This is a genomic window from Streptomyces sp. NPDC043176, assembly GCF_056436715.1.
This window is the reverse complement of record NZ_JBWKCA010000001.1, coordinates 108,628-126,592: the sequence shown is the minus strand read 5'-3', so window position 1 is coordinate 126,592 and position 17,965 is coordinate 108,628. Positions and strand designations below refer to the sequence as shown.

Below are 17,965 nucleotides of genomic sequence, written 5' to 3'. Positions count from 1 at the left end.
CCACACGGCTGCCATGCTGAACTCCATGACCGTCTACGTGTGTCCCCGCTGCGGCGTCCGCACGCCCACGTCCGCGCTCACCTGGTGTTGTCCGAAGTGCCGCGGCCCCTGGGACCTCGACTTCGAGGGCGGGCCGGTTCCCCTCCCGTCCCTCGCGTCACGTGTGAATTCATTGTGGCGTTACGCGGAAGCGCTGCCTCCGATGCCGTGCGCGCCCGAGGTGACCCTCGGCGAGGGCCGCACGCCCCTCGTCCCCCTCGGCCCATCGGTTTCGGCCAAACTCGACTTCCTCATGCCGACCCTGTCGTTCAAGGACCGCGGCGCCGTGATGCTCGCCGCGCACGCGCTGCGGCTCGCCCGCTCCGGAGCCCTCGAACGGGTCGTGGCCGACAGCAGCGGCAACGCCGGCACGGCGGTCGCCGCGTACGGCGCGCGCGCCGGGCTCGACTGCCTCGTGTACGTCCCCGCCGGCACCTCGCCGAAGAAGCTGGACCAGATCCGGGCGCACGGGGCACGCGTCGTCGAGGTGCCGGGCGACCGCGAGGCCACGGCCAGGGCCGCCCGGGCGGCCGCCGACGAACCCGGCACCTTCTACGCCTCGCACGTCCACAACCCGTACTTCACCCACGGCACCAAGACCTACGTCTACGAGCTGTGGGAGGAGCTCGGCGGCCGCCTCCCCGACACGATCGTCGTCCCCGTCGGCAACGGCACCCTCCTCCTCGGCGCCGCCCTCGCCCTCGACGAGCTCCACCGCCACGGCCTGACCGACACCCGGCCCGCCCTCGTGGCCGTCCAGGCGGCGGCCGTCTCTCCCCTGGCCGACGCCTTCCACGCCGGCGCGGACGACCTCGCCGCCCCCGCCGTCGCCGCCCCCACCCTCGCCGAGGGCATCGCGATCACGGCCCCGCCCCGGGCCCGCCCGATCCTCCGCGCGGTACGGGACACCGGCGGCACCTTCCTCACCGTGACCGACGAACGGATCCGGGCCGCCCAGCGCGACCTCGCCGCCCGCGGCCTCTTCGTCGAACCCACCGCGGCCGCCTGCTGGGCCGCGGTCCACGACGCCCCGCCCCGCCCGGGCCTCACGGTCGTCCCCCTGTGCGGCGCGGGCGCCAAGACGGGCCTGGCGCCCTGAAGCCGCACCGGGGACGGCGGGTGCGCGGGATGGATCAGAACTCGTCGGCGCCGTTGCGGAGTTCGTGGGTCCAGTAGCCCGTCTTGGCGGCGGCCTCGTCGACGGCGAGCCCGCCGGCGGGGGCCTTGACGACGATGCTGCCCTCGGCCGGGCCGTCGGCGGAGAAGAGGTTGACGTTGAACTCCTGGACGACCTTGTTGTCCTCGTGGACGCCGCCGAGGGCGACACGGACGTTCGCGTAGGCGGGCTCGCCGGCCTTGAGGACGATCGGGGCGGCCGGCTTGCTCTTGGCCACGGCCGGGACGTCCTTGGCCGTCTGGATCGGGCCGAAGGCGATCAGCGGGTACTGGAGAAGGGTGCAGGAGCGGCCCGAGGTGTTGGTCGCGGTGAGGACGATGTGCTCGGTCGGGACCTCGTCGGCCTTCTTCGCCGTGATCTTGACGTCGCCGTAGGCGCAGGCCGGAGCCGCGGCGGAGGTCTTCGAACCGCCCGTGGAACCCGTGGAGCCGGTGGAGCCCGTGGAACCGGAGGAGGATCCGCCGGACGAGGAGGACGCGGCGGCGGAGCCGCCGGCCGAGCCCGAGCCGCCCTTGGTGGCCGTCTGGTCCGCCGTGCCGCCGGCGGCCGAACCGCCGGCCGGCTGCGAGGCCGCGGCGTTGCCCGCGTCCTTCGCGCCGGTGGCCTCGTCACCGCCGCCGCAGGCGGTCAGGCCCAGCGAGAGGGCGGCGATGGCGGCGGCGGCCAGGACGGTGTTCTTGCGGTGGTTGCGCATGGTGGTGTTCCCCCGTTGACGCGGTCGGTCGGCGCACGTGACTCCGTGCCCGGTGCTGTATCCAGCTTCGGGCCACGCGCTGCCGTCCCGCTTGCGTACCGCTAACGATCCGCTGACAGCCGCGACAGCCGCTCCGTCGCCCGCACCGAACCCTCCGTGAAACCGGCCTTCTCCGACGCCGCGATCGCCCTTTCCAGCTGGTCGGCAGCCTCGTCCAGACGACCGATGCCGGCCAGCGCCTCGCCCCGCACGATCTGCAGCTGCGCCCGGACGACCACCGCGTCGGGCGCGACCAGTTCCCCGGCGCGAACGGTGTGGGCGAGCGCCGCCGCGTAGTCCTCCGCCTTCAGGCAGTGCCCGGCCAGATGCTGGAGCGTCAGGACCTGCGTGGACGGGTGCCCGGTGCGGTCGGCGAGCGACACCGCGTGCATCATCAGCAGCCCGGCCCGCTCGTGCTCCCCCGTCGCGTCGAGGACGGCGGCGTAGTTGACGTACGCGATCGCCTCGCTGATCGCGTCGCCCGCGCGGGCCGCGAGACCGGGCGCCTTCTCCAGGTGGACGAGCGCCTCGGCGTCCCGGCCCTCCTCGTGCAGGATCCAGCCCAGCAGGGCCCGGGACCGCGACTGGGCGTCGAGGTCGCCGATGTGCTCGGCCGAGGCGAGGCCCGCCTCCAGGAGCGGCGTCCACCCGTCCCCGATCCGCATGAGCATGAGCGGCCACTGCACGAGGGCGAGCCGCCAGGCACGGTCGTGCAGGCCGAGGGCCGCGGCGGCGGCCACCGCGCCCTCCAGCGCCGGGCGTTCGGCCACGTACCAGTCGAGGGCCGCCGTCCGGTCCTCGAACTCCCGCGTGGCGGCGGGCCGTCGCACGTCGGGGGGCAGCGAGTAGCACGGCTGGGAGCCCGGTTCGGCGGCGGCGTCGGCCGCGAGCCCCGTGTACAGGTAGTGGTCCACGAGCCGGAGCAGTCCCTCGGGATCGGCCTGCGGGGCGAGGTGGCGGGCGTACAGGCGCACCAGGTCGTGCGGGGTCCACCGGCCCGGGACGGACTCGGTGAGCAGGTGCGCCGCGGCGAGCCGGTCCAGGTCGACGGAGGCCTGCGCGGGGGACGTGCCGGCGAGCGCTCCCGCCGCGAAACGGTCCAGGTCGGAGCCGGTGTGCAGGCCGATGGCACGGAACAGCCGGGCGGCGGACTCCGGCAGCTGCTGGACGGTGAGGCGCAGCGCCGCCGACACCCCCCGGTCCTCCACGTCGAGCAGTGTCAACCGGCTCTGCTCGTCGGCGAGTTCGCCCACCATCGCGTCCAGCGTCCACTGCGGCCGTTCGACCAGGCGGGCCGCCGTCACGCGCAGCGCCAGCGGCAGCCCGTCGCAGAGCCCGGCGAGCCGCGCGGCGGCCTCGGGCTCGGAGGCGACCCGGTCCGCGCCGAGCACGGTGGTGAGCAGGGCCGTCGAGTCGGCCGCCGGGAGGAGCCGGAGCGGCACCGGCCGGGCGGCGTCGGAGGCGACGAGGCCGCCGAGCCGGTCACGGCTGGTGATCACGGTCGTGCAGTGGTCGCCGCCCGGCAGCAGCGGCCTGACCTGCTCGGAGGAACGCGCGTTGTCGAGGACGACCAGCAGCCGCCGTCCGCCGGTGAGCGTGCGGAACAGCGCGCCCCGCGCCTCGACCGCCTCCGGTATGCGCTGCGGCGGGACGCCGAGCGCGAGCAGGAACTCCCGCAGCACGGCGGCCGTCTCGGGCGCCTGGGTCTCGCTGAAGCCGCGCAGGTCGGCGAAGAGCCGCCCGTCGGGGAAGTCGGCGCGCCGCTTGTACGCCCAGTGCAGGGCGAACGCGGTCTTGCCGACGCCGGCGGGCCCGGTGACGAGGCACACGGGCGCCTCCTCGCAGGACACCGCCCGGTCGAGCGCGGCCAGTTCGGCGCCCCGGCCGGTGAAGCCGCGCGGCGCCCGCGGCAGCCCCTCCGGCACCGCGACCTCGGCGGGGGCCGCGGGGCGCGGGGCGCTGACCGGTTCGGCGGAGCGGAGGAGGGTCGCGTACGCCTCGGCGAGCGTCTCGCCCGGGTCGACGCCCAGCTCCTCGGCGAGCAGCCGCCGGGTCCTGTGGTACCAGTCGATCGCGTCCGACTGGCGCCCCGAACGACCGAGCGCCAGCATCAGCGCGGCCGCCAGCGACTCGCGCAGCGGATGCGCGACGGCCTCGGTCCGGAGCACGGCGGCGGCCCTGGCGTGCTCGCCGAGCTTCCCGTACGCCTCCGCCAGCGCCTCCACCGACGCCAGCCGCAGCTCCTCGAGACCGCCGGCAGCCGCCTCCAGCGGCCTGCTGTGCACGGTCCCGGTGAGCGCGGGCCCCTGCCAGTACGACAGGGCCTCGCGCAGCATCCGCACCGCGTCGGCCGGCTGTCGCTGCACGCCCGCCAGACCGACGAGCTCCTCGAACCGGTGGGCGTCCACCAAGGACTCCGGCATCCGCAGGACGTACGCCGAGCCGTGCGTCGCCAGCTCCACGCCGTACGCCGCCGCACCGTGCTCCGCGAGCAGCGCCCGCAGGCGCGACACGTGCCCCTGCAGCACCGTCTTGGCGTGCGTGGGCGGCTCGTCCTCCCACAGCGCGTCGATCAACTGCCCCACGTTCACCGCACTGTTGGGGCGCAGCAGCAGCATCGCGAGCAGACTCGTCCGCTTGGCGGGCCCCAAGGCTACGTCCCTGTCCTCCGCCACCAGCGCAACGGAGCCGAGCAGCCTGAACTCCACCTGATACCTCCGCGATCCTGTCCCTCAAGCCCCCCATCCCCGGCCTTCGAGGATACTTGTGAGTAGAGGCCCGCCCGCCCCCCGCCGTTCCCCGCCCCCACCCCCGCCGTCGCTATCCGGACACGGCGACCGAGCGCGCGGAGGCGAAGGACAGGGGCGGGGGTGCGGACCAGGTCACCGGGTCACCAGGTCCGGGAGACGGACCGGGCCGCGGCCACGGACCGGGGCACCGGGTCCGGGAGACGGACCGGGCCGCGGCCACGGACCTGGTCAGGCCGATTCCGCCGGAACGTCCCCCGCGGGCTCCTCACCGGCGAGGCCGGGCTGCCGCTCCCCGTCCGGCTCGTCCTCCGTGAGGCCCGCCGGGCTCGCTCGCACCCGCTCCTCCCCCACCAGGCCCAGCCTCGCCTGCTCCTCCTCCAGGATCCTGTGGGCGATCCCGGTGTCCGACACGTCGATCGCGTCGGGGGTGGCCTCGGCCACGGCGCTGCGGCGGGCGTACGTGTCGAAGAGGCGGGTCTTGCGCTCCAGGAGCCGGACCAGGCGCTCGTCCACACCGCCGGTGGCGAGCAGCCGGTGGACGCGCACCCGCCTGACCTGCCCCATGCGGTGGGCTCGGGCCACCGCCTGCTGCTCGACGGTCGGCTTGATCTGGGGTTCGCAGATGACGACGACGGACGCGGCCTGCATGTTGAGGCCGATGCCCGCGGCCTGGATCTGCGCCAGCAGCACCGCGGGCCCGGGCACCGCCGCGAAGTCGTCGACGACCTGCTGCCGCCGCGCGGCCGCGACGTCGCCGGTGATCGGACCGTGCACGGGGACACCGGCGTCGAGGGCCTCCCCCACCACGCCGAGCACGTCCTTGAAGTAGGAGAAGACCACCGTCTTCCGGCCGTTCTCGCCGGCCTCCCGGACGATCTCGCGGAGCCGCTCCAGCTTGGCCGACTTCTCGGGGCGCGCGTACGCGGCCTTGCGCATCGCCATGAAGTTGCCGGCGCGCACCGCTTCCCGGTAGGCCTCCTCGTCGGAGATGCTCAGCTCCTCCCATTCGTCGGTGTGCTGGAGGGCGGGCAGCTCCGCGAGGACGTCCTTCTGGTTGCGCCGCAGATAGACCGGTGCGACGGCCTTGCGGAAGTCGACCGAGCCGGTGAGGGCGCCTCCCCTGGTGAGGGAGTTGACGAGGTCGGGCCTGAGCATCCCGACGAGGTTGCGGAACTCCCCGACCCTGTTCTCCATCGGAGTGCCGGTCATGAAGAGGGCGTGCTCGGAGCGCTCCACCCACCGGGCGACCGCCTGGGACCGCAGCGTCTTCGGGTTCTTCACCAGGTGCGCCTCGTCCACCACGAGCACCGCGACCTCGCCGCCGCCGTCCGGGCCGGGGAACCCGCGCAGCGCGTCGAAGGTGGTCACCGCGGCCCCGCCGGTGCTCCGCCATTCGGCGAACGCCTCGTGCCGGTCGGGTCCGTGCAGGAGCACCGGGCGCAGCGTGCTGCGGGCCTCGATCTCGCGCACCCAGTTCACCAGGACGCTCGGCGGGCAGACGACCAGGAAGTGGCTCCGCCCCTCGGCGGCCAGGTGGGTCAGCACGGCGATCGCCTGGATGGTCTTGCCGAGCCCCATCTCGTCGCCGAGCACCACCTTGCGCTGGGCGAGGACGAACCGCGCGCCGAACTCCTGGTACCCGCGCAGGGAGACCCGCAGACGGGTGTCGTCGAGGCGCTGGCGCCGTACGCGCTGGGCGAGCCTGTCGGGCAGGAACCCCTGGGCGGCGCCCACCTCCGGTGCCCGTCCGGGGATCCCGGCGAGGACGCCGTAGTACTCGGCGGAGCGCAGCTCGAAGTCCACCCAGGCCGCGAGGTCGGTCGCGGGCCCGCGCAGCAGGTCCACCGACGCCTGCGTGAGGAGTTCGAGCAGCCCCGCCCGGTCCGCGTCCGCCACCACCGACCGGATGCCGTCGACGGCGGCGAGCGCCCGGGACCGCTTCTCCTGCCCGGCCAGGAGCATCCGCACCCGTCCGCCGGCCGGTCTGGCGTCGGCGAGCAGCGGACCGAGCCGTCGCACCAGGCCCTCGGCCGCGTCGACCGCCCGCCGCCCGTCCGGCCCCGCCTCCACCAGCAGGTTCAGCGCGACGACGAGCGCGGTGGTCCGGGGCTCCTGCCGGTCCGCGTCGATGTGCACGGCGACGGTCTCGTGCGCGGCCTCCGCCAGCCGCTGGGCGGCCGCGAGGATCTGGTCGGCGGTCTGCCGGCCGACCCCGGGCACCTGCCGCAGGCGGTAGGGCCCCGCTTCGAGCACCCGCCCGACCGTCGTCAGCCCGTTCCGCTCGATGCTCTCCCACTGGAGCCGCCCCTGGGTGAGCTCCTTCAGCCGGCCGACGGGCGTGGCGCCGAGGTCCCGCGCCACCGCCTCGTCCTGGAGCGGCCCCAGCGCCTCCTGCACCGCCTCCACGGCCCTGCCGTGGTCCCCGCACACCGCCTGCGCCGCCTCGTACAGCCGCGCCCCCCTGGCCACCGCCTCCCGCACATCCCGCCCCACGCGCCCGCCCCTCGTTCTCCCGTACCCGGCCCACCGACCGAAGAGCGCCTCCACGTCTCCCCGATGAAGCAGTACTACACCCCTCCACCCCCACCCCCGCGCCGGAACAGGAAGGGGGCCGGACTCCACGGAGTCCGGCCCCTTCCCGGGTGCGGGCGCGATCAGACGTTGAAGCGGAACTCCACCACGTCGCCGTCCTGCATGACGTATTCCTTGCCCTCCATGCGGGCCTTGCCGGCGGCGCGGGCTTCGGCGACGGAGCCGGTGGCGACGAGGTCGGCGAAGGAGATGACCTCGGCCTTGATGAAGCCCTTCTGGAAGTCGGTGTGGATGACACCGGCGGCCTCGGGGGCGGTGGCGCCCTGCTTGATCGTCCAGGCGCGGGATTCCTTGGGGCCGGCCGTCAGGTAGGTCTGGAGGCCGAGGGTGGCGAAGCCGACGCGGGCGAGGGTGGCGAGGCCGGGCTCCTCGGCGCCGACGGACTGGAGGAGCTCCATGGCGTCCTCCTCGTCGAGCTCGGCGAGGTCCTGCTCCAGCTTGGCGTTGAGGAAGATGGCCTCGGCCGGGGCGACCAGGGCGCTCTGCTCGGCCTTGAAGGCGTCGTCGGTCAGCTCGTCCTCGTCGACGTTGAAGACGTAGAGGAACGGCTTGGTGGTGAGGAGGTGGAGGTCGTGGAGGAGCTCCGCCTTCTCCGAGCCCTGGACGATGCCCTGGGAGAAGAGGGTGTCGCCCTTCTCCAGGATCGCCTGGGCGGCCTCGACGGCGGCGACCTTGGGCGCCGTGTCCTTCTTGATCCGCATCTCCTTCTGGAGGCGCGGCAGGACCTTCTCGATCGTCTGGAGGTCCGCGAGGATCAGCTCGGTGTTGATCGTCTCGATGTCGTCCTTCGGCGAGACCTTGCCGTCGACGTGGACGACGTTCTCGTCCTTGAAGGCGCGGATGACCTGGCAGATCGCGTCCGACTCGCGGATGTTCGCGAGGAACTTGTTGCCGAGGCCCTCGCCCTCGCTCGCGCCGCGCACGATGCCCGCGATGTCGACGAAGTCGACGGTCGCCGGGAGGATGCGCTGGGAGGAGAAGATCTCCGCGAGCTTGGTCAGGCGGGCGTCGGGGACACCGACGACGCCGACGTTGGGCTCGATCGTGGCGAACGGGTAGTTGGCCGCCAGCACGTCGTTCTTGGTCAGGGCGTTGAACAGGGTCGACTTGCCGACATTCGGCAGACCGACGATTCCGATCGTGAGCGACACGGTGGCGACTTCCTGAAGGTGTGGACGGGGGGCCGATCCCCCAGTTTACGGGCGGGGGGAACCGGCCAGTGACGCCGACCTTCGGTCTATCTCGGTCGCAACGTCACCCAAAGGGCGTGTCCCGGACCCGGTTCCCGGCCCCTTCCGACCTACGTTGGTCGTGTGGAGCAGCACAGGACAAGTCAGCCGCAAGGCCGCCGACGGCCGCAAACCCCCGTCACGCCGCCGCCCGCGCTCGTGGAGGGCGCGGCCGTGTACCGCGTGACCGGCCGGCCCGGGCGGGCCCCCGGCGACGCCCGGGTGGAGCGGGCCGCGGGCGCCGCCGTGCCCGGCCGCGGTTCCGGCCGGGCCGGGGCCCGGCCCGTGCCGCCCGTCGTCCTCGCCCTGCGCCGGCTGCCCTCGCCCCGGCTGACCGGGTTGGGCGCCGGGCTGTTCGCCTCGGCCGTCATGCTGACGCTCGGCTTCCTCGACCTGCTGCTTTTCGGCGGCTCCCCCGTCGTCTACGGGGTGCTGTTCCTGCCCGTCAGCGCCCTCACCGCGCTGTGGGTGCGCAGCGCCGACCTCGTCACGGCCCCGATCGCCGTCCCCATCGCCTTCGCCGTCGGCGTCGTCCCCGTCGCGGGCGGTACGGGAGGGCTCGGCGGTCAGGCGATGGCCGTCGTCACCGCCCTCGCCGTGCACGCCGGCTGGCTGTACGGCGGCACCCTGGTCGCCGGTCTCATCGCGAGCTTCCGCAAGGTGCGGGAGATGGCCCGGCGCCAGCAGCGCACCGCCGCCGCCCGGCTGGCGGCCTCCTCGCCGGGCCCCGCCGACCCGCCCCGCGCCCCCCGCCGCCGCCCGGTCGTGTAGCCGGGCGGGCCGGGCGGGCTGGGCGCGGGGCGGCGGCGGGCCGGGCGACCGGCATCCGCGGCCGGGCCGCCACCGCCCCGCGTACGGCCCGCGGAAAAACGGCCCGCGGAAAACGCCCCGCGTACGGCCCGCGGGGGAACGGCGGCCGGGCCGCCGGAGGCCCGTGGGGTCCGGCCGGTCAGGGTCCGGTGGTGTCAGGTCGTGCGCGTGGCCATCGCCGCGCCGACGATGCCGGCGTTGTTCCGGAGTTCGGCGGGGACGATCTCGGCGCGGATGCCGGTGAGGAGGGGGAGGAACTTGTCGGCCTTGCGGCTGACGCCGCCGCCGATGATGAAGAGCTCGGGGGAGAAGAGCATCTCGACGTGGGCGAGGTACTTGCGCAGGCGCCGGGTGGCCCAGTGCTCCCAGGTGAGGTCCTCGTCCTCCTTGGCCTTGGTGGAGGCCCGGGTCTCGGCGTCGTGGCCCTTGAGTTCGAGGTGGCCCAGTTCGGTGTTGTGGACGAGGCGGCCGTCGGTGAAGAGGGCGGAGCCGATGCCGGTGCCCAGGGTCAGGAGGATCACCGTGCCCTTGCGGCCGCGGCCGGCGCCGAAGGTCATCTCGGCGACGCCGGCGGCGTCGGCGTCGTTGAGGACGGTCACCGGGAGGCCGCCGAGGCGGTCGCCGATGAGGCTGCCGGCGTCGACGCCGATCCAGGACTTGTCGACGTTGGCGGCCGTACGGATGGTGGAGCCGGTGACGACACCGGGGAAGGTGACGCCCACCGGGCCGGTCCAGCCGAAGTGCGCCACGACCTCCGCGACGCAGCCCGCCACACCGTCGGGTGTGGCGGGCTGCGGGGTCAGTACCTTGTGGCGCTCCTCGGCGAGCGCACCGCGCTCCAGGTCCACGGGGGCGCCTTTGATGCCCGAGCCGCCGATGTCCACTCCGAAGACGTTCATGGACCCACGGTAAGGGCTCGGACGCCGGGTTACTCCTTGACGGGCACGGTCGCGGCGAGCTTCTCCGCCTCGGCGCGCAGGTCCTTGTTGCGGAGCTCCTTGGGCAGCGAGAAGGTCAGGGACTCGTCGGCGGTCTTGACGATCTCGACGTCCGCGTAGCCGCGCTCGGACAGCCACTCCAGGACCTCCTGGACGAGGACGTCCGGGACGGAGGCGCCGGAGGAGAGGCCGACGCTGGTGACGCCCTCCAGCCAGGCCTCGTCGATCTCGCGTGCGAAGTCGACGAGGTACGCGGCGGGGACGCCGGCCTGCTTGGCGACCTCGACCATGCGGATCGAGTTCGAGGAGTTCTTCGAGCCGACGACGATCACCAGCTCGGCCTGGCCGGCGAGCTCCTTGATGGCGGTCTGGCGGTTCTGCGTGGCGTAGCAGATGTCGTCCGACGGCGGGGAGATCAGCTGCGGGAACTTCTCCTTCAGCGCGTCGACCGTCTCCATCGTCTCGTCGACGGAGAGCGTGGTCTGCGAGAGCCAGACGACGCGGGAGGGGTCGCGGACCTCGATCTTGGCGACGTCGCCGGGGCCGTCGACCAGCTGGATGTGGTCGGGGGCCTCGCCGGAGGTGCCGATGACCTCCTCGTGGCCCTCGTGGCCGATGAGGAGGATGTCGAAGTCCTCCTTGGCGAAGCGGACGGCTTCCTTGTGGACCTTGGTGACCAGCGGGCAGGTCGCGTCGATGGTCGCGAGGCGGCCCTGGCGGGCCTCCTCGTGGACGGTCGGGGCGACGCCGTGCGCGGAGAACATCACGATGTTGCCCGGCGGGACCTCGGTCGCCTGGTCGACGAAGATGGCGCCCTTCCGCTCCAGGGTCTGGACGACGTACTTGTTGTGGACGATCTCGTGGCGTACGTAGATCGGCGCCCCGTACTGCTCCAGGGCCTTCTCCACGGCGATCACGGCACGGTCGACGCCCGCGCAGTAGCCACGGGGTGCGGCGAGCAGGACACGCTTCGGGCGGTTCGTCGCGGGCGTTGCAGTCATGCGTCCCATCGTAAGGCCGCGTCGGTGAGCGGTTTGATCGGCGTGGTGGCCGAAACTGTCGCCATGCCCGAGGAAACGCAGGTGACGGCGGACGCGGAGCACACCGGCCTTCGACGGAACCTCGGGTTCCGCGACCTGGTCGTCTACGGGTTGCTGTTCATCGCCCCGATGGCCCCCGTGGGCGTCTTCGGCACCCTCGACGCCAAGTCGGACGGAGCCGTCGCACTGGTGTACCTCGTGGCGACCGTCGCCATGGCGTTCACGGCGTTCAGCTACGCGCAGATGGTGCGGGTCGCCCCGCAGGCCGGCTCGGTCTTCACGTACGCCCGCAAGGGCCTCGGAGACGGACCGGGCTTCGTCGCCGGCTGGATGGCGATGCTCGACTACCTGCTGATCCCGGCCGTCGCCTACCTCTTCTCGGGGATCGCGATGGAGGCGCTGGTCCCGGCGGTGGACCGGTGGGTGTGGACCGGGATCGCCGTGGTCGTCACCACCCTGCTCAACCTGTGGGGGGTGCGGGCGGCCGCCCGGGTCGGCTTCGTGGTGCTCGCCATGGAGATCGCGGTCCTGCTGGTCTTCGTCGTGTCGGCGGTGGTGGTGCTCGTACGGGACGGGGCGCGGCGCGACTGGTGGTCGCCGCTCACCGGGGACAGCGGCTTCTCCCTGGCGGCCGTCCTGGGCGCGGTGTCGGTGGCCGTCCTGTCCTACCTGGGCTTCGACGCGATCGCCTCCTTCGCGGAGGAGGTCACGGGCGGTTCGGCGAAGGTGGCGCGGGCCGTGCTGTTCTGCCTGGCGCTCGCGGGCGTGCTGTTCGTGGCGCAGTCCTGGCTGGTGGCGCTGCTCGAACCGGTGTCGTCGGCCGAGCTCGCGGCCGACCCGGGGAAGCAGGGCTCCGCGTTCTACGACGCCGTGGACGCGTCCGTCGGCGGCTGGCTGCACGACCTGGTGGCCGTCTCGAAGGCGATCGGCGCGGCCTTCGCGGCCCTCGCGGGCCAGGCCGCCGGCGGGCGGCTGCTCTTCGCGATGGGCCGCGACCGGCGGCTGCCGCACCTGCTCGCCCGTACGGACGGGGGCGTGCCGCGCGTGGCGCTGCTCGTCGCGGCCACGGTCACGATGGTCGCGGCGCTGTGGGCGGCCCGGCGGGACGACGGCCTCGACCACCTGGTGTCGGTGGTCGACGTCGGCGCGCTGACGGCGTTCGTGCTGCTGCACGCGAGCGTGGTCGGCTGGTTCGCCGTACGGCGGGCGGAAGGGCCCCCGAACTGGCTCGCGCACGTCGTCGCGCCCACGATCGGCGCCGCGATCCTCGTCGCGGTGATCGTCGAGGCCTCCCCCGTCGCCCAGGTGGTGGGCGTGGTGTGGCTGGGCGTCGGCCTCGTCGTCCTCGCCGTCCAGGGCACGACCCGGACCGCCCCGCGCGCGTGAACGGGAAGCGGGAACGGTCGCCACGCGCGCGTGAACAGGAGCGTGAAGCCTTGACGCTCGCCACGCGCGCGTAGCGAGGCCGCGTCGGCGGGGTCCCGGCTCGGGTCCCTCGCACGTGGTCGGGGCCGCGCGGGCGGGGGTCCCGGCTCGGGTCACGCGCGCGTGGCGAGGCCGCGCGGGCGGGGTCCCGGCTCGCGCGCACTTCGGCGCGGACCTCCGCGCGGTCCTGACGTTGTCGTACCGCGCGGTTACGCTCGGTCCATGGGTCTGACTACGTCCGCAGAAGCGCCGCTTCCCGTCGGTGAGGTCTCCCGGCTGATCGGGGGCTGGATCGACCGGCTCGGGGCGATCTGGGTCGAGGGGCAGATCACGCAGCTGTCGCGGCGGCCGGGCGCCGGGGTCGTGTTCCTGACGCTGCGGGATCCCTCGCACGACATCTCGATCGGCGTCACCTGCTACCGCAAGGTCTTCGACGCGGTGGCGGACGTCGTGTCGGAGGGCGCACGGGTCGTCCTGCACGCGAAGCCCGAGTGGTACGCGCCGCGCGGGCAGCTGTCGCTGCGGGCGGTGGAGATCAAGCCGGTGGGGATCGGCGAGCTGCTCGCCCGCCTGGAGCAGCTGAAGCGGAGCCTGGCGTCCGAGGGACTGTTCGCGCTCGACCGGAAGAAGCCGCTGCCGTTCCTGCCGCACCGCGTCGGCCTGGTCTGCGGCCGAGCCTCGGCGGCCGAGCGGGACGTCCTGGAGAACGCGCGGCGCCGGTGGCCGGCCGTCAGCTTCGAGGTGCGGAACGTCGCGGTGCAGGGCGTGAAGGCGGTCCCGCAGGTCATCCAGGCGGTGCGGGAGCTCGACGGGGACGAGGACGTCGACGTGATCATCGTCGCCCGGGGCGGCGGCAGCGTCGAGGACCTGCTGCCGTTCTCGGACGAGCAGCTCGTCCGGGCGGTGGCCGACTGCCGTACGCCGGTGGTCTCCGCGATCGGGCACGAGCCGGACTCGCCGCTGCTCGACCTGGTGGCGGACCTGCGCGCCTCGACGCCCACGGACGCGGCCAAGAAGGTCGTGCCGGACGTCGGGGAGGAGCTCGACCGGGTGCGCGGGCTGCGGGACCGCGCCCTGCGGACCGTCCGGGGCCTCCTCGACCGCGAGGAGCGCGGTCTGGCGCACGCGCTGGCGCGGCCCGTCATGGAGCATCCGCAGCGGATGGTCGAGGTCCGCGAGGACGAGGTCGCCGCACTGCTCGCCCGCAGCCGCCGGGTGCTCGGGCACCTTCTGGACCGGGCGGACTCCGAGCTGTCGCACACGCGGGCCCGGGTCCGGGCGCTGTCGCCCGCCGCGACGATGGAGCGGGGGTACGCGGTGCTGCAGCGGGCGGACGGCGCGGTCGTCCGCTCCCCCAAGGAGGTCACGGACGGCGAGGAGCTGCGGGCCCGGGTGGCGGAAGGCGAGTTCGCGGTCCGCCGCGTCGCCGCCGACCCGTCCTGAACCGGAACCGCCCGCGGCGCGGACCGCCCGGCACGCGCCGCGCGGCGGGAGCCGCCGGCGCGGGACCGCAGGATCGAGGACCGCGGGGCCGAGGGCCGCAGGACTGACGACCGCGGGCCCGCGGGGCACGGGACCCCACCCCGCCGGGACGTACGGCGCGGGACACGGACAGAGAAGCAGGACAGGTACGACGGAGGGTGGAGCACATGGCAGTCGGTACGGAAGAGGCGGCGCTCGGGTACGAGGAGGCGCGGGACGAGCTGATCGAGGTCGTGCGTCGCCTGGAGGCGGGCGGCACGACCCTGGAGGAGTCCCTGGCGCTCTGGGAGCGCGGCGAGGAGCTGGCCCAGGTCTGCCGGCGCCGTCTCGACGGGGCCCGGGCCCGGCTCGACGCCTCCCTGGCGACGGAGCGCGCGGCGGAGACGGCCGAGGAGACGGGCGATGAGGACGAGGACGAGGACTAGCGCCCTCGCGGCTCCCGGGGAGGAGCAGCACGCCCTCGCGGCTCCCGGGGAGGAGCAGCACGCGGCTTCCGGAGAGGAGCGGGACCCCCTCGCGGCTTCCGGGGAGGAGGAGCGTGCCCTCGCGGCTCCCGGCAGGGAGGGGCAGCGCCCCGTTCCGGCGTTCGGTCCCGCCCGGTCCCGCCCGGTGGCGCGCCTGGCGTAGACTCGGCGCCGAGTGAAACGGATCACTATCCGGATGGATTAGTTGAACCTTCACCAATCCCGGGCGTACTGTCGGGGCATCGCTTGAACTCCGTACGAGCGACCCCCTTGCAGTCCGGAAGGTACGCAGCATGTCTCTCGCCCTTGACCCCGCCGCCCAGGACCTCCTCTTCCGTGAGGCCCGCACCGCCAACACGTTCACCGACGAGCCGGTGACCGACGAGCAGGTCCAGGCGATCTACGACCTGGTGAAGTTCGGCCCGACCGCCTTCAACCAGTCCCCGCTGCGCATCACGCTGGTCCGCTCCCCCGAGGCCCGCGAGCGCCTGGTCAAGCACATGGCCGAGGGCAACCAGGCCAAGACCGCCTCCGCCCCGCTGGTCGCGATCCTCTCCGCCGACAACGAGTTCCACGAGGAGCTCCCGGCCCTGCTCCCGCACTTCCCGCAGGCCAAGGACATGTTCTTCGCCGAGCGCCCGGTCCGTGAGGGCTCGGCCGCGCTGAACGCCGCCCTGCAGGCCGCGTACTTCATCGTGGGCGTCCGCGCCGCCGGCCTGGCCGCCGGCCCGATGACCGGCCTGGACTTCGCCGGCGTCCAGAAGGAGTTCCTGGACGACGACCACACCCCGCTGATGGTCGTCAACATCGGCAAGCCGGGCGAGGACGCCTGGTTCCCGCGCTCCCCGCGCCTCTCCTTCGACGAGGTCATCACCACCGTCTGAGCCGCGCCGCACCGGCAGGCCGAACGGGCACGACGGGAAGGGCCCCGCACTCGACGAGTGCGGGGCCCTTCCCGTACGCCCGGGTGGGGCGGGTGGTCGGAGGGTCAGACCTTGTTCGAGCGGAGCGCGCCCGCCATCTCGCTCAGCCGCTCGAAGGAGGCGGTGCCGGTCACCACGGTGGTCGCCCCGCCGTCCGTGCGGACGAGGGCGTCGTACTTGGGACCCTCCCAGCGCTGCCAGACCTGGCCGGCCACCGTCTCGGTGCGCCCGGTGTTCCTGGCGCGCTGGGTGACGTCCGGCACATAGGTGCCCGGCGCCGCCGTCGACTGGTGGATCGCCACGTACTGGGTGTCCGGGGAGAGGAAGCCGAGCTGCCAGGCGTCGGCGTTCTCGCGCTTGTACGAGACGACCGTCGCCTTCCAGCCGTCACCGAGCCCCTGGGGGGCCAGCACCGGATACGGCGCCGCCCGCTGGGCCGTGAGGAGCTCGACCCGGTAGTCCTTCGCCTTGACCGGGTCGGCTTCCTCGTCATGCGGAATGAAGAGATACATCACGCCCGCGGCGACCAAGATCACCCCGAGGGACTGGAACATCCCGCGTACCGTCTGCCTGCCTCGCATACCTGCCACGCCCACCATGGTCGCATCACGGTTCCGTGCTCATACGTGGGCCCCACTGCTCATTTTGTCGACGTACCGATAGAGTCGCAGCACCCTCTTATTTCCGGCCGTCGCCGTACAGAAAGGTGCGTTCCGATGACCGAGCAGCATCATCTGCCGCCCGAGCTTGTCGTCTCTCCCGAGGCCCCCGACCGCAACCTGGCTCTCGAGCTGGTCCGCGTCACCGAGGCCGCCGCCATGGCCGCCGGCCGCTGGGTCGGCCGGGGCGACAAGATCGGCGCGGACGGCGCAGCGGTCAACGCCATGCGGACCCTGATCTCCACCGTCTCGATGAACGGCGTCGTCGTCATCGGCGAGGGCGAGAAGGACGAAGCCCCCATGCTCTTCAACGGCGAGCGGGTCGGCGACGGCACCGGCGCCGAGGTCGACATCGCCGTGGACCCGATCGACGGCACCACGCTCAACGCCAAGGGCATGCCGAACGCGATCGCCGTCCTGGCCGCCGCCGACCGCGGCGCCATGTTCGACCCGTCCGCGGTCTTCTACATGGACAAGCTCGTCACCGGCCCCGAGGCCGCCGACTTCGTCGACATCAACGCCCCCGTCTCGGTCAACATCCGCCGGGTGGCCAAGGCGAAGAACTCCTCGCCCGAGGACATCACGGTCGTCATCCTGGACCGCCCCCGCCACGAGGGCATCGTCAAGGAGATCCGCGAGACCGGCGCCCGGATCAAGTTCATCTCGGACGGCGACGTCGCCGGCTCGATCATGGCCGTCCGCGAGGGCACGGGCGTCGACATGCTGATGGGCATCGGCGGCACCCCCGAGGGCATCATCTCCGCGTGCGCCATCAAGTGCCTCGGCGGTGTCATCCAGGGCAAGCTGTGGCCGAAGGACGACGCCGAGCGCCAGAAGGCCCTGGACGCGGGCCACGACCTGGACCGGGTGCTCTCCACGAACGACCTGGTCGCCGGCGACAACGTCTTCTTCGTCGCGACCGGCATCACCGACGGCGAGCTGCTGCGCGGCGTGCGCTACCGCGCCGAGACCGCGACCACCCAGTCGCTGGTCATGCGCTCGAAGTCCGGCACGATCCGCCAGATCGACTCCACGCACCGGCTCTCGAAGCTGCGCGCGTACAGCAAGATCGACTTCGACCGCGCGAACTGACCGCGCGACGACGGTACGAAGAGGGGCGCCCCCATGTGCGGTGGGGGCGCCCCTTCCCGTACGGGCCCGCGGAGACGCGTCCGCGGTTCCCGTCAGCCCGCCTGGGCGATCCGCTCGGTCGCCGAGGCCTTCCGCAGCTCCACCTCGCGCCGCCGGCGCCGGGCGAGGACGACACGGCGCTCCGCCGCCGTCAGCCCGCCCCACACTCCGTACGGCTCCGGCTGGAGCAGCGCGTGCTCGCGGCACTCGACCATGACGGGACAGCGCGCGCAGACCCGCTTGGCCGCCTCCTCGCGGGCCAGCCGCGCGGCGGTCGGTTCCTTGGACGGGGCGAAGAACAGCCCGGCTTCGTCCCGGCGGCACACCGCCTCCGCGTGCCAAGGGCCTGCCTCGTCGTCCCGGGTGGGCGTGATGCGCTGAGGGGGGACGGCGGCGACCTGGAGGGGCTGATGCGGCAGTTGCAGCACGGTCTACTCCTGACGACGGCTTCGCGAGCGAGCGGCGATGCCCCAGCCCTACCCGCTGTGCGCGCGCCTATGCACTGCGTGCCGCGCCGTTCCGCACTGCGGATAGCCGTGGGCGGATTCCGGTCACGACCGGGACGGGACGCCG

Annotated in this window: 16 protein-coding genes; 8 read left to right on the top strand and 8 right to left on the bottom strand. The window is 73.5% G+C overall.

The genetic code is table 11. The features are described from left to right. The first annotated feature begins 13 nt into the window (after positions 1–13). On the top strand, positions 14–1,138 hold the full coding sequence (locus AC067A_RS00595; protein ID WP_478612521.1) for a pyridoxal-phosphate dependent enzyme: 1,125 nt from the start codon (positions 14–16) through the stop codon (positions 1,136–1,138). A gap of 34 nt (positions 1,139–1,172) precedes the next feature. On the opposite strand, the gene AC067A_RS00590 is transcribed toward AC067A_RS00595, so the two are convergent. The 4 genes from AC067A_RS00590 to ychF all read right to left on the bottom strand — a co-directional run bounded on the left by AC067A_RS00590 (position 1,173) and on the right by ychF (position 8,442). Next, positions 1,173–1,910 carry a DUF4232 domain-containing protein gene (locus AC067A_RS00590; RefSeq protein WP_478612518.1) on the bottom strand — a complete coding sequence of 246 codons (738 nt, stop codon included), beginning with the start codon at positions 1,908–1,910 and terminating at the stop codon, positions 1,173–1,175. Positions 1,911–2,011: 101 nt separating this feature from the next. Then, positions 2,012–4,657, bottom strand: a complete 2,646-nt coding sequence (locus AC067A_RS00585; RefSeq protein ID WP_478612516.1) for an AfsR/SARP family transcriptional regulator — start codon at positions 4,655–4,657, stop codon at positions 2,012–2,014. A gap of 270 nt (positions 4,658–4,927) precedes the next feature. Then, the gene (locus tag AC067A_RS00580) at positions 4,928–7,192 is read right to left on the bottom strand and encodes a DEAD/DEAH box helicase (RefSeq protein ID WP_478612513.1); all 2,265 of its coding nucleotides are present in this window, start codon (positions 7,190–7,192) and stop codon (positions 4,928–4,930) included. Positions 7,193–7,353: 161 nt separating this feature from the next. Then, positions 7,354–8,442, bottom strand: a complete 1,089-nt coding sequence (gene ychF, locus AC067A_RS00575) for a redox-regulated ATPase YchF (protein WP_017239886.1) — start codon at positions 8,440–8,442, stop codon at positions 7,354–7,356. Positions 8,443–8,694: 252 nt separating this feature from the next. Here ychF and AC067A_RS00570 point away from each other — a divergent pair, with 252 nt between their 5' ends. After that, the gene (locus AC067A_RS00570; RefSeq protein ID WP_478612510.1) at positions 8,695–9,291 is read left to right on the top strand and encodes a DUF6542 domain-containing protein; all 597 of its coding nucleotides are present in this window, start codon (positions 8,695–8,697) and stop codon (positions 9,289–9,291) included. A 194-nt stretch (positions 9,292–9,485) separates the two neighbouring features. On the opposite strand, the gene ppgK is transcribed toward AC067A_RS00570, so the two are convergent. Beyond that, entirely contained in the window at positions 9,486–10,229 is a 744-nt protein-coding gene (gene ppgK / locus AC067A_RS00565) for a polyphosphate--glucose phosphotransferase (RefSeq protein WP_478612508.1), read from the bottom strand. A 29-nt stretch (positions 10,230–10,258) separates the two neighbouring features. Beyond that, complete coding sequence (locus tag AC067A_RS00560; RefSeq protein WP_478612506.1) at positions 10,259–11,278, bottom strand: 4-hydroxy-3-methylbut-2-enyl diphosphate reductase; 1,020 nt, start codon at positions 11,276–11,278, stop codon at positions 10,259–10,261. A 54-nt stretch (positions 11,279–11,332) separates the two neighbouring features. Between AC067A_RS00560 and AC067A_RS00555 the strand changes: the two genes are divergently transcribed. The 5 genes from AC067A_RS00555 (at position 11,333) to AC067A_RS00535 (ending at position 15,563) form a co-directional block, all read left to right on the top strand. Further along, the gene (locus tag AC067A_RS00555) at positions 11,333–12,694 is read left to right on the top strand and encodes an APC family permease (RefSeq protein WP_478612503.1); all 1,362 of its coding nucleotides are present in this window, start codon (positions 11,333–11,335) and stop codon (positions 12,692–12,694) included. Between the two features lie 261 nt (positions 12,695–12,955). Then, positions 12,956–14,176 (top strand): exodeoxyribonuclease VII large subunit, encoded by a 1,221-nt coding sequence (gene xseA / locus AC067A_RS00550; RefSeq protein WP_478612501.1) that lies wholly within the window; start codon positions 12,956–12,958, stop codon positions 14,174–14,176. A 206-nt stretch (positions 14,177–14,382) separates the two neighbouring features. Beyond that, a complete protein-coding gene (locus AC067A_RS00545) occupies positions 14,383–14,640 on the top strand; it encodes an exodeoxyribonuclease VII small subunit (protein ID WP_478612498.1) in 258 nt (85 codons plus the stop codon). After that, positions 14,618–14,842: a hypothetical protein gene (locus tag AC067A_RS00540; protein ID WP_478612496.1), complete on the top strand. Its 225-nt coding sequence runs from the start codon at positions 14,618–14,620 to the stop codon at positions 14,840–14,842. Before AC067A_RS00545 ends, AC067A_RS00540 begins: the two co-directional genes overlap by 23 nt. 130 nt (positions 14,843–14,972) lie before the next feature. Beyond that, positions 14,973–15,563 (top strand): malonic semialdehyde reductase, encoded by a 591-nt coding sequence (locus AC067A_RS00535; protein WP_478612493.1) that lies wholly within the window; start codon positions 14,973–14,975, stop codon positions 15,561–15,563. Between the two features lie 104 nt (positions 15,564–15,667). Here the strand turns inward: AC067A_RS00535 and AC067A_RS00530 are convergent, their stop codons facing one another. After that, complete coding sequence (locus AC067A_RS00530) at positions 15,668–16,201, bottom strand: DUF4245 domain-containing protein (protein ID WP_478612490.1); 534 nt, start codon at positions 16,199–16,201, stop codon at positions 15,668–15,670. A gap of 117 nt (positions 16,202–16,318) precedes the next feature. On the opposite strand from AC067A_RS00530, the gene glpX reads away from it, so the two are divergent. Continuing rightward, positions 16,319–17,353, top strand: coding sequence for a class II fructose-bisphosphatase (gene glpX / locus AC067A_RS00525; RefSeq protein WP_478612487.1), 1,035 nt, complete (start codon positions 16,319–16,321; stop codon positions 17,351–17,353). Between the two features lie 92 nt (positions 17,354–17,445). Here the strand turns inward: glpX and AC067A_RS00520 are convergent, their stop codons facing one another. Beyond that, positions 17,446–17,820, bottom strand: coding sequence for a WhiB family transcriptional regulator (locus tag AC067A_RS00520; protein WP_478612485.1), 375 nt, complete (start codon positions 17,818–17,820; stop codon positions 17,446–17,448). Positions 17,821–17,965: the final 145 nt, after the last annotated feature.

Excerpts from the sequence above, each read along its gene's own strand:
- xseA (WP_478612501.1), top strand. The coding sequence starts at position 12,956 with ATGGGTCTGACTACGTCCGCAGAAGCGCCGCTTCCCGTCGGTGAGGTC.
- AC067A_RS00560 (WP_478612506.1), bottom strand. The coding sequence starts at position 11,278 with ATGGGACGCATGACTGCAACGCCCGCGACGAACCGCCCGAAGCGTGTC.
- AC067A_RS00540 (WP_478612496.1), top strand. The coding sequence starts at position 14,618 with ATGAGGACGAGGACGAGGACTAGCGCCCTCGCGGCTCCCGGGGAGGAG.
- AC067A_RS00545 (WP_478612498.1), top strand. The coding sequence starts at position 14,383 with ATGGCAGTCGGTACGGAAGAGGCGGCGCTCGGGTACGAGGAGGCGCGG.
- glpX (WP_478612487.1), top strand. The coding sequence starts at position 16,319 with ATGACCGAGCAGCATCATCTGCCGCCCGAGCTTGTCGTCTCTCCCGAG.
- AC067A_RS00530 (WP_478612490.1), bottom strand. The coding sequence starts at position 16,201 with ATGGTGGGCGTGGCAGGTATGCGAGGCAGGCAGACGGTACGCGGGATG.
- ppgK (WP_478612508.1), bottom strand. The coding sequence starts at position 10,229 with ATGAACGTCTTCGGAGTGGACATCGGCGGCTCGGGCATCAAAGGCGCC.
- AC067A_RS00590 (WP_478612518.1), bottom strand. The coding sequence starts at position 1,910 with ATGCGCAACCACCGCAAGAACACCGTCCTGGCCGCCGCCGCCATCGCC.
- AC067A_RS00555 (WP_478612503.1), top strand. The coding sequence starts at position 11,333 with ATGCCCGAGGAAACGCAGGTGACGGCGGACGCGGAGCACACCGGCCTT.
- AC067A_RS00535 (WP_478612493.1), top strand. The coding sequence starts at position 14,973 with ATGTCTCTCGCCCTTGACCCCGCCGCCCAGGACCTCCTCTTCCGTGAG.
- AC067A_RS00595 (WP_478612521.1), top strand. The coding sequence starts at position 14 with ATGCTGAACTCCATGACCGTCTACGTGTGTCCCCGCTGCGGCGTCCGC.